The following is a 14,013-nucleotide window of genomic DNA, read 5'->3' on the forward strand; positions in this document are numbered from 1 at the left end:
TTTTTTATTTTTATGTTTCAAATATGCAATTTTATCAATTGGTCAACTGACCTTTTTTTAATCGAACCCAAAAGTACGGCATTATATTAACAGAAGCAACTAATTTTTATTAAAAAAAATTAGTTGCTTCTTTCGTTTAAGTCTTATTGGACTAAAGATATTTAAAAAATAACATTGTCCTATTCCTCCTATTTTCTATTCATTTCTTTTGGAGTAAGCTCCGGTATGCGAATAGTCGTACCAACCGGTACTACATCCGCATCTTTAATGATATCCTTATTATATTGTACCAGATAGGGCCACAACTTCTTATTACCATAAAACTTCAGCGCAACACGAACCAGGCTTTCACCCGATTTTATGGTATAAGTAGAGCGTGTACCTGTAATCATATATTCAACAGTATCAGCCAAAGTTTCCCGTTTGACAACGGTAGGCAACTGTTGTTTTTCTTCATCCGGCTTTACCTGAGCAACGACCTCGCGAACGGTATCTTGCTGAACCGCAGGAATCTGTTTAACCGGCAATATACTATCCTTCTCCAAGTCTGAGCGTATACCGACAGTATCCTTATTCAGGTGTACAGTTTCCTTTTCCATAAGCATATGGACAACAGATTCTGGAATGTATCTTCTTCCTGAAAAAATACTCCATACAATAATACCTCCCAGAATAACACCCACCAATAACACTGTAGCAACCATACACCAAGGAAAACGGAATATCTTTTTTCCTACGGCAGGCTCCAAATCTTCATGTATAGATTCGGGGACCTTCTGTACAGGTTCTGCCGTTTCATCTTCAGGCTTTTCCGCTTTTTCAGATACAGGTTCTGTCGTCTCACTATCGGGCTCCTTCTGAGGACTATCAGGCACGGCCTTATTGCCATCAGCTTCTTCCGGTACAAGTTTTTCTTGATTGGCTTTTTCCTCTTCAGCTTCCTCTATTTCAGAATTACTGTTTGCATCCGGCAAAGAAACACTTTCGCCGATTTCTTCTTCCGACGCATCAGCATCCTCGTCCAATGAAGAAACTTCATCCATATCATCAAACCGAGTACCTTCGTTCAGCAGTACGGTTTCAAAATGCTCGAAAGGCTTATTTACCGTTTCTCTCATCCAAGAATCCGGCGTAAACGAGATACGTGAATGCCCTTGTATTTCAATCCGCTCTCCGGTATTGACATCTATACTTTCACGAGCATCAACATCTATCAGCTTAAACGTTCCTAAGCCTTTGATCTTTACATATTTGTCCGTTTCTATAGACTCTTCGATCAGGGCAAACAGAGTCTTTACAAATGCTTCTGCATCTGCCTGCTCCATTTCATGGCGTTGTGCCAACAAATCAGCTAAGTCTTGCTGTGTGAACTTATCACTCATTACCCAGAGTATTCTTTAGCCGTTCCTTCCATACCGGACTCGGCTTAAAATTCAAAATCAATTTCGGAGGGACCAGAAATCGTTGCTTGGTAACAGGATTTACCGTAATACGTTCCATCTTTTTCCGAACTTCAAACGTTCCGAAATTCTGAATTGCAATCGTTTTACCTTCCTGCAACTCCTCTCCCATAATAGCCGTTACCGATGCCAACAAACGCGAAGCATCCTTATTGGTATATCCCAAGCGGCGTGACAATTCGCCTGTCAATTCTTTATTGTTCATGTCGTCCGCTCCACAATAAAATTAATTATACTAATGTTGCATACAGATCAAAATCATCCGCATCATATATTTTCACACGATGGAACGAGCCCGTCCGCAACAACTTTCCTTCATCTTTAATCAAAACTTCAGGATCAACCTCCGGCGAGTCAAATTCAGTACGTCCAATGTAATAATCCCCTTCCTTACGGTCGATGATTACTTTAAACTCCTTACCGATTTTATTATGACTTAACTCATTCGAAATCTCCTGCTGAATGCTCATAATCTCATCCAAGCGCTTCTGCTTCACCTCTTGCGGAACATCATCCTTATAATGTTTTGCCGAATAAGTGCCTTCTTCTTCCGAATAGGCAAATGCCCCCATACGGTCGAAACGCGCCTTGCGTACAAATTCTTTCAGTTCCTCGAAGTCCTGTTCTGTTTCTCCGGGATGTCCTACCATCAGCGTTGTACGCAAATGAATTCCCGGAACCTCCTTACGGAACTCCTCAATCAACTGATACGTTTCCTCCTTCGTCACATGGCGACGCATTCTCGTCAACATATTATCGCTAATATGCTGCAAGGCAATATCCATATATTTGCACACATTATCGTGTTCACGCATCACGCGGAAAAGATCTTTCGGGAAATGCGCCGGATAAGCATAATGCAAACGAATCCATTTCACACCCGGAATTTCAGCCATACGTTCTATCAATTCCGGCAGCATCTGTTTCTTATACAAATCCACGCCATAATAAGTCAACTCCTGCGCAATGACCTGAAATTCTTTTACGCCTTCGGAAACCAGCAAACGGACTTCGTCTAAAATCTCCTCCATCGGACGAGAAACATGTTTTCCTGTAATGATAGGAATAGCACAATACGAACATTTACGGTCGCATCCTTCCGATATTTTCAGATACGCATAATGTTTAGGAGTCGTCAGATGACGTTCAATAGCATAATCAGACTGATAAGTCTTACCCAAGTCGGCAAGCAACTCATTCCAGTTAAATTTACCATAAAATTTATCAACCTGAGGAATTTCCACCTGCAGTTCCTTCAAGTAACGTTCAGACAAGCATCCCATTACATAAAGTTTCTTTAAACGTCCTTCTTCCTTAGCCTGACAAAACTCAAGAATCATATTGATAGACTCTTCCTTCGCATCGCCAATAAATCCACACGTATTTATAACTGCAATTTCCCCTTGAGGATTTTCACTATCATGCGTCACCTTATAGCCATTCGCCTCAAGCTGTTTCATCAGCTTTTCCGAATCGACCAGATTTTTAGAGCACCCTAAGGTAATAATATCTATTGTATTTTTTCTCATTTATTAGCTGTTCCAAACAATGAATCAACAAACTCCCGACGACGGAATATCTGCAAATCTTCAATACCCTCGCCCAAACCGATATATTTCACAGGTATTTTAAACTGATCGGAGATACCTATCACAACTCCTCCCTTAGCAGTTCCATCCAGCTTCGTAATTGCCATAGCGTTCACCTCTGTAGCCAGTGTAAACTGTTTTGCCTGCTCAAAAGCATTCTGTCCGGTCGATCCGTCAAGAACGAGCAAGATTTCATGAGGAGCATCCGGCACAACCTTCTGCATCACATTCTTAATCTTGGTCAACTCGTTCATCAGACCGATTTTATTGTGCAAGCGTCCTGCGGTATCAATAATAACGACATCAGCATTATTTGCGACAGCAGAGCTCAACGTATCAAATGCAACAGAAGCCGGATCCGCACCCATTTTCTGTTTGATAACAGGAACTCCAACACGGTCGCCCCAGATGACAAGCTGTTCTACGGCCGCTGCGCGGAATGTATCGGCAGCCCCCAGATAAACAGACTTGCCAGCCTTTTTAAACTGATAGGCCAATTTACCGATAGTCGTAGTTTTACCTACCCCATTTACACCTACCACCATTATTACATAAGGTTTCTTACCTTCAGGCACAGTAAACTCTTCTGTATCGACTGTATTGTTTTCTGTAAGCAGTGCGGCAATCTCTTCCCGCAAGATGTTATTAAGCTCCTGCGTATTTACATACTTATCTTGAGCAACTCTTTTTTCGATTCGCTTAATAATCTTCAATGTTGTTTCTACACCCACATCCGAAGTAATCAAGACCTCTTCCAGATTATCCAACACTTCATCGTCCACTTTAGACTTTCCAGCCACAGCACGAGCTATCTTCCCAAAAACACTTTCCTTTGTTTTTGACAAGCCCTTATCCAAAGTTTCCTTCTTTTCCTTCGAAAAAAAACTAAAAAATCCCATACGGCTTACGTTTATTATCTATTTATGATACAAAGATATAACTATTCTCGTTCACTCACAAATAAATACCCCACCATTATTACAGCACAAAACGAGTGAAGCAAGAAGAATTTACCAGACCGATAACCATCGAGAAACAAAAAAGCTCCTTCTATCTTTCGATAAAAGGAGCTTTTCCTTATTAAGAAAATACTATTCTCTTTTCAATTATTTCTTAAAGAAGTCCTGAACTTTGTCGTTAGGAACCATTTGTTCGTCAAAAATGTAAGCACCAGTTTTCGGTGACTTAACCATTTTGATAACCTTAGTATAAGAACGTCCTTCTTTACCTGTCTGAAGGGTTGCGACTGTTTTCTTTGCCATGGTTTCTTATTATTTAATTTCTTTATGTACTGTTACTCTTTTCAAAATAGGATTGTACTTCTTCAGTTCCAATCTTTCAGCGGTATTTTTTCTGTTTTTTGTAGTAATATAACGAGAAGTTCCCGGCATACCGCTATCCTTCATTTCTGTGCATTCAAGGATTACCTGTACTCTATTACCTTTAGCTTTCTTAGCCATAGTCTTTCTCTCCTTTTAATTAACCAATAATTTTGATAGTTTTCCAATCACAGTAACCTTTAGCAACAGCTTCATTCAGCGCAGCGTCCAGGCCTTTCTTGTTAATAACTCGCAAGCCGTTAGCACAGATATTCAGGCTAATCCAGCAATCCTGTTCTACATAGTAGAATTTCTTAGTAAACAAGTTCACATCGAAAGTTCTTTTAGTTCTTCTCTTTGAGTGTGAAACATTGTTGCCAATCATGGCTTTTTTTCCGGTAATTTGACAAATTTTCGACATTTCTATCTAGTTTTTATAGTTTTATTCCTATTTCTCTCAAACGGAGTGCAAAATAAGTGATTTTATTTTATATACACAAACTTTTCAGCAACTAATTGCAGTTTTATCACTCATTTTCTTGATTTTGGCAGAGTTCCAGCAATAATTGGAGCGCCTTTTTCGTTGCAGCCTGTATATTTTTCTCTCTTCCCTCGTCTTCCGTCAACTTTGCAGTAATCACTTTTTTATTACTGCCAGCAGCAATCCAGATGGTGCCAACAGGCTTTTCAGGAGTGCCACCTGCAGGACCGGCAATACCTGAAGTAGCCATTGCATAGTCAACATCAAGTGTCTGCATAACACCTTTTACCATTTCTACAACAGTTTCTTCGCTTACAGCTCCGTATTTTTCCAGTGTTTCTGCATCCACATGGAGCAAATCCTGCTTTACTTTATTATCATAAGCGATGACTCCCCCTTTGTAAAAACGAGAACTTCCGGGAATTGCCGTAATAATTGCAGCGACATTTCCAGCCGTACAACTCTCGGCTGTAGCCAGTGTATACCCTTCCCGCCAGAATATTTCGCTTATTTCTTTACTTAGTGTTTTAGTTTCTACTGACATAATAATCTCTTTTGGTTAATGTTACTTAATTGTAACCCGTGAATATGCGGGTTTGTCTATCGAGCAAAAATCCTTGTCCAAATATTTATAGTAGCCTGTAATGGCAATCATGGCAGCATTATCTGTCGTATAACCGAACTTGGGAATATAAATTTTCCATCCATACTTCGCAGCATGTTCCCGGTAAGCATTACGCAAACCATTATTTGCAGAAACACCTCCAGCTACAGCCACTTCATTTATACCCGTATCTTTTACCACCTTACGCAACTTATCCATCAGGATGTCAACGATTGTTTTTTCCAGCGACGCAGCCAGATCCACTTTATGATGTTCGATAAAATCCGGATCATCCTTCAGCCAGTCGCGCAACGAATACAGGAAAGAAGTCTTCAAGCCACTGAAACTATAATCATACCCAGGAATATGAGGCTTGCTGAACGTATAGGCATTCGGATTTCCCTGACGTGCCAACTTATCGATAATAGGGCCTCCCGGATACCCCAGTCCCATCACTTTGGAACACTTATCAATAGCCTCGCCGGCTGCATCATCGATAGTCTGCCCCAGCACCTGCATGTCGTTATACGCATTCACACGGATAATCTGTGAGTTTCCACCTGAAACAAGCAGGCAAATAAACGGGAACTTAGGCTGATCGGTATCATCTTCCGATTCTTTGATGAAATGCGCCAGCACATGTCCCTGCAGGTGGTTTACATCAATCATCGGGATATCCAGAGAACGAGCCAAGCCTTTGGCAAACGATACTCCAACCAGCAAAGAACCCATCAGGCCCGGACCACGAGTAAAAGCAACGGCACTGAGCTGTTCCTTTGTCACGCCGGCACGTTTCAACGCTTCATGTACCACTGGTACGATATTTTGCTGATGCGCCCGCGAAGCCAGCTCCGGCACCACGCCTCCATAAGCTTCATGTACAGCCTGACTTGCTATAACGCTGGACAGCAAAACACCATTCTTTATTACAGCAGCCGAAGTATCATCACAAGAAGATTCTATTCCTAATATAATAGTATCCATAATATATATTCATTATTAATATGTCAAAATCTCCAGACCATTGTCTGTCATTACAAACGTGTGCTCCCACTGTGCAGAAGGCAATTCATCTTCCGTCACTACAGTCCATCCGTCTTCCTCATCTATGAAAACCTCCCAGGTTCCCATATTGATCATAGGTTCGATCGTGAAGACCATACCCGGCACCAGCAGCATACCGGTACCTTTTCTGCCATAATGCAGCACATCCGGCTCCTCATGGAATTTAAGTCCCGTACCATGACCGCACAAGTCCCTTACCACCGAGAATCCGTTTTTCTTTGCATGCTTCTCTATAGCATGACCTATATCTCCCACAAAGCTGAAAGGCTGTGCAGCTTCAATACCTATTTCAAGGCATTCCTTTGCTACACGAACCAGCTTTTCCTTCTCCGGAGTGGTCTTACCTATAATAAACATACGCGAAGCATCAGCGTAATACCCATCCAGAATGGTAGTAGCATCTACATTTATAATATCCCCTTCCTCCAGAATTTCTTCTTCCGAGGGTATACCATGGCATACAACCTCATTAATAGAGGTGCATACACTTTTCGGGAAACCTTCATAATTTAAAGGAGCAGGTATACCTCCGTGGCTTGTCGTATACTCATATACAATTTTATCAATCTCAGCCGTACTCATTCCTTCACGGATTACCTCCGCTACTTTATCCAATACAGCTGTATTCAGCATACCACTCCGACGGATACCTTCTATCTGTTCAGGAGTCTTGATTAATTGACGGGTAGGAACTTCATGTCCCTTGTTCTGAAAATAAAGCACCTTCTTATCGAGCTCTGTCAGTTCAGCTCCTTTGGGAACTACCCAATTCATCCTATTCCTCCTCATAATTCTTATTCATCTTTTTATTATGTCGTGCAAAGTTAGCAGAAAAAAAATAGAAATACAGATTAATCTGACAAAAAATGTCACTCCCGTTCTCCTTTCCCTGACAGAGTTTAATTAAAGTTAAAAGAAAACTTGCATAATAATAATTCATCAAAAAGACATACGATTTTCTCGAATTTAAGTTATTTTTGCTATAGACTATTAGAAAACCGAATACAAACCTTTAAAATTGAAGCCATATGAACAAAACACAAATTGGCGAAAATGCAGGGATCGTTTGGAATATACTAAAAGACAACAGACACTGGGAATATGACAACCTTAAAAAAATTTCCGGTTTATCCGACAGAGACCTGAATGCAGCCTTAGGCTGGCTTGCCAGAGAAGATAAAATTGATTTCGACATGAACGAAGGAAGCGACCGCGTATTCTTAATAGTCAATGTATTTATCGGCTAACACGCCACAAAGCTTCCGGGCAAAAAGACAAAGGTTGCATCAAAACACTCCCAGAGGAGATTCGAGATGCAACCTTTATTTTTCCACGTCAAGGCAAAAAATCAGATGATTCTGTTTACGGTTATATCGGGAAATTCCTGCAAAAACATCAACAGCAGCCCTTCCTCATTCATCCGTTTAGCCTTGACCACCATACTGATGTGATAAATATTCTTTCCGTCCGAATAAGCTTCGGTCATTTCATAAGATACTACGACATAATTTCTGGTATTAAATTTTTTCGACACCCGTTTGATTGCCTCCTTATCATCCGTAGAAAAATCAATCATCATATTCCGCAAGCCGATGCTTTTAAAAAAGTAACTCAGCGTTTCCAGTCCCAGCAGCACCAGAAACGTAGCAGCAATTCCGATAGCATACATGCCGGCGCCCACCGCAAGACCAATCCCCGATGTCGCCCAGATACCGGCAGCCGTAGTCAGTCCCCTGACAATTTGCTTCTGCAAAATAATCGTTCCCGCACCTATAAAACCGATTCCGCTTACCACCTGTGCCGCAATCCGGCTGGGATCCACCCGAATCAAGTCAGTCTTAAGCACTTCCATAAAGCCATATTGCGAAACAATCATCATAAGCGCACTGCCCAGCGCTACCAGAAAATGCGTACGATACCCCGCTTCCTTTGCACGGTATTCACGTTCCAGTCCTATCAGCACCCCCATTGCTCCAGCAACAAAAAGGCGCAAGGCAAAATCCCAAAAGATACTCATAACATCTACTCCTTTTTATATTTCCTTCCCAGACCTTGCATCCGCACCCTACCACGTGCAGAAATAAACCTGCACGCCATCGCCGGATGTCAGCATCTGCAAGCCCTCGTCATTTTCCTCCGGCAACCACCTTCACGAAAATTCCCCGTACACCGATACACTTTCACAATCTTGCCAGAAAAGAAATGAGTCCGATAAAAAACTTTTATTACCCCGAATATACGGATAAAATTCGATTTGTGCTATCTTTGCGCCGATAAAACACCTGGATAAATTATGAAATATAAACTTTTAGTACTCGATCTCGACGGAACATTAACCAATTCACAAAAAGCTATCACAGAACATACGCGTGCCACCCTTATTGAAGCACAAAAACGTGGGCTGAAAATAGTGCTTGCCTCCGGCAGACCTACCTACGGAGTTGCGCCACTGGCCAACGCATTAGAGCTAGACAAATACGAAGGATACATTCTTTCATACAACGGAGGAGAAATCATCGACTGGAAAACCAGCAAAATAATGTATAAAAATCTGCTCGACCCGGAAGTACTTCCCTATTTATACCAATGCGCAAAAGACAATAACTTTGCCATCGTAACATACGAAAACGAATTTGTACTGACGGAACACCCCGATGACGAATACGTATTAAAAGAAGCATTGCTTAACGTAATGAAAATAAAGAAGGTAGACAATTTTCTTAAAGCAATACATCACCCGATAGCCAAGTGTCTGATTGTAGGAGATCCTACCCGTCTTGCCGTACTCGAAAAAGAAATGTACGAACACCTGAAAGACCGGATGGGAGTATTCCGTTCGGAACCTTATTTTCTGGAACTGGTGCCTAAAGGTATCGACAAGGCACAGTCGCTTGCCGTTCTCCTCAAGGAAATCGGTATGACCAAAGACGAGATGATAGCCGTAGGCGATGGATTCAATGACCTGTCGATGATAAAATACGCCGGACTTGGAGTCGCCATGGCAAACGCCCAGCCCGTCGTACGTGAAAATGCCGACTACATTACACTGTCGAACGATGAAGACGGTGTAGCAGCCGTAGTAGAAAAGTTCATTTTAGCATAATTTTATCGCCGCCGGGAACAAAGTTTTTTTCTTCCCGGCGGCGATATTTTATTTCATTTCCCATTACGGATTTTTGGGTTTACGGTCGAAAAAAGGATTTTTGGAAGATGCGCTTACAGGAATAGCATACACTTGTGTGCATCCGTCCAGCCAGTCAAGCTGCTGAGCAGCAAGTCCCGCAGAAAACATAACGCGAGTATCTACCCTGTTGTCGGCCGCGACAGAACAAGCCGACCCTATGGCTATACCCACATCCACACTGTTGATGGCACACGGAACGCCCTCCTCTCTTTCCCCGCAAGTGGCAAAGCCGCAATGACCGCAGTTCATTCCATGCGGATGTTCATGCGTCCCTATCAGCACCACACACTCTGCTTCCAGAATATTGTCGGCATCACGCAAGAAAAACTTGAAGCCGTTTTCCTCATACATCTGTTTCATCGTATCCGAAAGAATACGGATATTACTTTCCGTCACCATTGCCACTTCAATGATATCCACTCCTTTAGCCTTCGGAGCAGTACGAGCAGCAATCATCATCTGCTGAGCAATCTGCAATACTTGCTCATGGCGGCTGTCTCTTTCATTCAGTATCATATCGCATTAAAGTTAAAACATAACAACAAAAGGGTTATATCCGAGCCCCTCTGCAACGCATCGGACGCTCTAAATATAACCCTTTTTCTAAAATAAACCGTCAGAACGATTTATTTCTTTTTTCCTTTTTTCAGGTCATTTTCATGAATGGCCTCTTCTACTTGATAAGCCGGAGCATGTTTTTTATGCATGCCTTTCGGTTTTTTATTACCTGCAGCTCCCATAGTAAAAACCTCCTTTCAAAATCCTTTAAAAAGTCAAATTATAATTTATTATTTCAATAAATCCAACTGTTTGAAGCATTTAACCAGCTTTTCGATAGCAAAGTCAACCTGCTCTTTAGTATGAGTAGCCATCAAGGCAAAACGTACCAGTGTATCCTGAGGCGCACATGCCGGCGGAATAACAGGATTAATGAACACGCCCTCATCGAAAGCCAGCTTGGTAACTTCGAAAGTCTTGTCCGTATCACGTACATACAACGGGATAATAGGACTTTCCGTATCACCGATTTCAAAGCCAGCCTCACGGAAGCTCTTCAAGGCATAATTGGTAATCTTCCACAAGTTTTCCTGACGCTGAGGTTCAGTTTTGAAAATATGCAGAGCCTCCATTGCTGCAGCAGTAGCAGCCGGCGTATTACTTGCCTGGAATATATAAGAACGGGCATTATGACGCAACCAGTTAATTACATCTTTGTCACCGGCAACGAAACCACCGATAGAAGCCAATGATTTGGAGAATGTACCCATAATCAGGTCAATGTCCTTGGTTACGCCGAAGTGATCGCATACACCTCGTCCGTTTCTACCAAACACACCCAGACCATGAGCTTCGTCCACATAAACACTGGCATTATATTTCTTCTTCAATCGAACAATCTCAGGAAGATTTGCCAAGTCGCCTTCCATAGAGAAGACACTATCCACTACAATCAGTTTGATAGCATCCGGCTCGCACTTCTGAAGCTCTTTCTCCAGAGCTTCCATATCGTTATGCTTATACTTCAGCTGAGTAGCAAAAGAAAGGCGGCGTCCGTCGACGATTGAAGCATGATCGCGGTCATCACAAATAATATAGTCACCACGTCCGGCCAACTGCGGGATAACTCCTTCATTAACGGTGAAACCGGTAGAAAAACAGAGAGCTTCGTCCTTCCCCACGAAATCGGCCAATTCCTTCTCCAGTTCAACATGAATATCAAGGGTTCCGTTCAGCAAACGTGAGCCGGCACATCCGGTTCCGTACTTGCGGGTAGCAGCAATCGCTGCATCGATGATACGTTGGTCGTGAGTCAGACCCATGTACGAATTAGAGCCGAACATCAAAACCTTCTTTCCATCCATCATTACCTCTGTGTCTTGAGCGCTGTCAATCTCGCGGAAGTAAGGATAAACACCTCTCTCCATGTACATCTGAGGTGTTCTGAATTTACTTAGTTTGTCTTGTAATAATCCCATATTCTAATATCTGGTAAGCCCGATGACTTACATTAATTATAATTAACCGGACTCTTTCATGCCGGCAATTTCATAAAAAGAGTGCGCAAAGATAATAATTTTCGTTGTTTTAAACGCCTGTTACGGCAAAAAAAACGTTTTAAACATCATTTCTGCACAAAATGTACCACGGAATAAACAAAATAGTCGTATTTTTGTTTACTGAAAAGACTAAGCTGCTCAGACAAGATGGACCCAAAGAAAGAAATAGTATTTATAGTCAATCCGATATCAGGTACTCATGGAAAAGAGTTCATTCTGCATCAGATAGAAAAAAGACTGGACCATACATTATATAATTATACAATCCGAAAGACTGAATATGCCGGACATGCCATAGAAATAGCACGGCAGGCCGCCGAAGAAAAGAAAGACATCGTTGTGGCCATAGGCGGCGACGGAACAATCAACGAAGTAGGACGTGCCCTGATACACACCGACACGGCTATGGGCATCATCCCATGCGGCTCAGGCAACGGACTGGCTCGCCATCTGCATATTCCGCTGGAAGCACGCGGTGCTATTGAAGTCCTGAACCAGGGACTCATCAAGACCATCGACTATGGCCTGATAGACTCTCACCCGTTCTTCTGCACCTGCGGGGTCGGGTTCGACGCGTTTGTAAGCCTGAAGTTCGCCGATTCCGGAAAGAGAGGCCTGCTGACTTATCTGGAAAATACCTTACACGAGAGCCTTACTTACCGCCCCGAAACATACGAAATAGAGAACGCATCGGGGACGGTACGCTACAAGGCTTTCCTGATAGCTTGCGCCAATGCCTCCCAGTACGGCAATAATGCCTACATCGCCCCTCAGGCATCGCTCACAGACGGTATGATGGATGTTACAATACTGGAACCGTTTACGGTACTCGATGTGCCTGCCTTGTCGTTTCAGTTGTTCAACAAGACCATCAACCAGAACAGCCGTATCAAGACCCTAAAGGAAAAAAAGATAACAATACATCGTGCACAGGAAGGTGTATTCCATTTCGACGGCGACCCTGCAATGGGAGGAAAGGATCTGGAAGTAGAAATTATCTCTAAAGGGCTGAAAGTCATTGCTCCTCAGAAGGGCAAGTCGCCCATTGAGGCCTTCAACGTGCTCCAGCACTTCACCGATTTTATAGGCAGCCGCCCTATTACATCGACCATCACACGCAAGCATAAAGAACTGCTTCAGATTAATCACAATCTGCTGCGCCGGCTTTCGAAAAGAGATTGACGGCACCGGTTCCGGAAAACGTCACCACGATATGAGAAAAACGTCCCGATGTTCTTCTAAAAACATCGGGACGTTTTCCTATTTTTTGTACAAAAACTCAGAAAATTTGTACAAATTTTCAAGAGAACTTCATAACGATTCAAGCCACATGCCTAAATGAAAATAATCACATGTTTAAATAAAAATCTTTTGTAAGCTCGATATATGCCGGACTATATACATGTCGCTCAAGTTCCACGACCAGATGTTCCGTATCACACACAGTTATCTTTCTGCCCAAAGCCAGCAGTACACGTTTGGGTACAGCGTCCGGTTTAGTGTGTATCAAGGTCTTACGCACCGGATATAAATGTACGTCGGCAGCCAGAAGCATAAAGTCGTCGGCAGCATCTGCCGGAATGATAACAGAAAATACGCCTTCTTCGGACAGCAGCTTCTCCACGGCTGCCAGCAGGTCGGCAAAGGTAAGACCGGCCGTATGCCGGGCTGCATTTCTGCGCGCGTCGGGGCAATGAACTTTTTCCACGAAGTAAGGCGGATTGGAAACAATCACATCAAACGTCCCGTCGGCTTCCCGGCACATCTGCCTCACATCCTTGCGGCAAATATCAATCCGTTCTCTCCAGGGAGATGACTTCACGTTTTCTTGCGCCTGTCCTACCGCCTGTTCATCAATGTCTATACCAACGACGGGAGCCTGCGAGCGCTGGGCAATCATCAGTGCTATCAGTCCTGTTCCCGTACCGACATCAAGAATTCTTTTGGCACCGGCAACTTCCGTCCATGCGCCTAAAAGCACTCCGTCTGTTCCCACTTTCATGGCACATCGGTCATGGTAAACAGTAAACTGTTTGAATTTGAAATATGGATTGGGCATATTACTTACAATTCTTATTTTCCGTCAAAAATAAATAAATTATGCAGCTTTCGGACGCAAAAATAGCATTTATTTTGTTAGCCACATTGTATTTGCAACAAATCTGCTTCCGTATTCGAAGCGGAATGTTTAACTTTGTACTCGTTTCTGAGCTTTGTAAAAATACGCTCTCATTTTAAATACACAAAAACGCGA

The 14,013-nt window shown here is 42.7% G+C and carries 17 protein-coding genes; 3 read left to right on the forward strand and 14 right to left on the reverse strand.

Translation table 11 applies throughout. From position 1 onward, the window contains the following. Positions 1-188: 188 nt before the first annotated feature. The 10 genes from WKT12_RS00955 to map form a co-directional block, all read right to left on the reverse strand. On the reverse strand, positions 189-1,382 hold the full coding sequence (locus tag WKT12_RS00955; RefSeq protein WP_340318516.1) for an HU family DNA-binding protein: 1,194 nt from the start codon (positions 1,380-1,382) through the stop codon (positions 189-191). Beyond that, entirely contained in the window at positions 1,375-1,665 is a 291-nt protein-coding gene (locus WKT12_RS00960) for an HU family DNA-binding protein (protein WP_021971816.1), read from the reverse strand. The genes WKT12_RS00955 and WKT12_RS00960 overlap by 8 nt, the downstream gene beginning before the upstream one ends. Positions 1,666-1,690: 25 nt before the next feature. After that, a complete protein-coding gene (rimO, locus tag WKT12_RS00965) occupies positions 1,691-2,989 on the reverse strand; it encodes a 30S ribosomal protein S12 methylthiotransferase RimO (RefSeq protein WP_021971815.1) in 1,299 nt (432 codons plus the stop codon). Further along, the gene (gene ftsY / locus WKT12_RS00970; RefSeq protein WP_340318517.1) at positions 2,986-3,948 is read right to left on the reverse strand and encodes a signal recognition particle-docking protein FtsY; all 963 of its coding nucleotides are present in this window, start codon (positions 3,946-3,948) and stop codon (positions 2,986-2,988) included. Before ftsY ends, rimO begins: the two co-directional genes overlap by 4 nt. 207 nt (positions 3,949-4,155) lie before the next feature. Further along, a complete protein-coding gene (locus WKT12_RS00975; RefSeq protein WP_022232989.1) occupies positions 4,156-4,311 on the reverse strand; it encodes a DUF4295 domain-containing protein in 156 nt (51 codons plus the stop codon). 9 nt (positions 4,312-4,320) lie between these two features. Continuing rightward, a complete protein-coding gene (gene rpmG / locus WKT12_RS00980) occupies positions 4,321-4,509 on the reverse strand; it encodes a 50S ribosomal protein L33 (protein WP_007569553.1) in 189 nt (62 codons plus the stop codon). A 19-nt stretch (positions 4,510-4,528) separates the two neighbouring features. Beyond that, the gene (rpmB, locus tag WKT12_RS00985) at positions 4,529-4,789 is read right to left on the reverse strand and encodes a 50S ribosomal protein L28 (protein ID WP_007569552.1); all 261 of its coding nucleotides are present in this window, start codon (positions 4,787-4,789) and stop codon (positions 4,529-4,531) included. 106 nt (positions 4,790-4,895) lie between these two features. Continuing rightward, on the reverse strand, positions 4,896-5,393 hold the full coding sequence (locus WKT12_RS00990; protein ID WP_340318518.1) for a CinA family protein: 498 nt from the start codon (positions 5,391-5,393) through the stop codon (positions 4,896-4,898). A 21-nt stretch (positions 5,394-5,414) separates the two neighbouring features. Continuing rightward, on the reverse strand, positions 5,415-6,437 hold the full coding sequence (gene tsaD, locus WKT12_RS00995) for a tRNA (adenosine(37)-N6)-threonylcarbamoyltransferase complex transferase subunit TsaD (RefSeq protein WP_340318519.1): 1,023 nt from the start codon (positions 6,435-6,437) through the stop codon (positions 5,415-5,417). A 15-nt stretch (positions 6,438-6,452) separates the two neighbouring features. Next, complete coding sequence (gene map / locus WKT12_RS01000; RefSeq protein WP_340318520.1) at positions 6,453-7,307, reverse strand: type I methionyl aminopeptidase; 855 nt, start codon at positions 7,305-7,307, stop codon at positions 6,453-6,455. A gap of 239 nt (positions 7,308-7,546) precedes the next feature. Here map and WKT12_RS01005 point away from each other — a divergent pair, with 239 nt between their 5' ends. After that, on the forward strand, positions 7,547-7,765 hold the full coding sequence (locus tag WKT12_RS01005; protein ID WP_021970674.1) for a winged helix-turn-helix domain-containing protein: 219 nt from the start codon (positions 7,547-7,549) through the stop codon (positions 7,763-7,765). Between the two features lie 101 nt (positions 7,766-7,866). Here the strand turns inward: WKT12_RS01005 and WKT12_RS01010 are convergent, their stop codons facing one another. After that, positions 7,867-8,535: an MgtC/SapB family protein gene (locus WKT12_RS01010; protein WP_021970673.1), complete on the reverse strand. Its 669-nt coding sequence runs from the start codon at positions 8,533-8,535 to the stop codon at positions 7,867-7,869. A gap of 276 nt (positions 8,536-8,811) precedes the next feature. Between WKT12_RS01010 and WKT12_RS01015 the strand changes: the two genes are divergently transcribed. Then, on the forward strand, positions 8,812-9,621 hold the full coding sequence (locus WKT12_RS01015) for a Cof-type HAD-IIB family hydrolase (protein WP_021970672.1): 810 nt from the start codon (positions 8,812-8,814) through the stop codon (positions 9,619-9,621). 63 nt (positions 9,622-9,684) lie between these two features. Here WKT12_RS01015 and WKT12_RS01020 read toward each other — a convergent pair whose 3' ends face one another. Together WKT12_RS01020 and spt are read right to left on the reverse strand one after the other, a co-directional pair. Further along, the gene (locus WKT12_RS01020; RefSeq protein ID WP_340318521.1) at positions 9,685-10,218 is read right to left on the reverse strand and encodes a ferredoxin domain-containing protein; all 534 of its coding nucleotides are present in this window, start codon (positions 10,216-10,218) and stop codon (positions 9,685-9,687) included. Between the two features lie 272 nt (positions 10,219-10,490). Beyond that, a complete protein-coding gene (spt, locus tag WKT12_RS01025) occupies positions 10,491-11,678 on the reverse strand; it encodes a serine palmitoyltransferase (protein ID WP_340318522.1) in 1,188 nt (395 codons plus the stop codon). 228 nt (positions 11,679-11,906) lie between these two features. Here spt and WKT12_RS01030 point away from each other — a divergent pair, with 228 nt between their 5' ends. Next, on the forward strand, positions 11,907-12,941 hold the full coding sequence (locus WKT12_RS01030; RefSeq protein ID WP_340318523.1) for a diacylglycerol/lipid kinase family protein: 1,035 nt from the start codon (positions 11,907-11,909) through the stop codon (positions 12,939-12,941). A 166-nt stretch (positions 12,942-13,107) separates the two neighbouring features. On the opposite strand, the gene WKT12_RS01035 is transcribed toward WKT12_RS01030, so the two are convergent. Continuing rightward, positions 13,108-13,818, reverse strand: a complete 711-nt coding sequence (locus tag WKT12_RS01035; RefSeq protein WP_340318524.1) for a tRNA1(Val) (adenine(37)-N6)-methyltransferase — start codon at positions 13,816-13,818, stop codon at positions 13,108-13,110. Positions 13,819-14,013 lie beyond the last annotated feature (195 nt).

The organism is Phocaeicola sp. HCN-6420, from assembly GCF_037890145.1.
Classification (GTDB): Bacteria; Bacteroidota; Bacteroidia; order Bacteroidales; family Bacteroidaceae; genus Phocaeicola.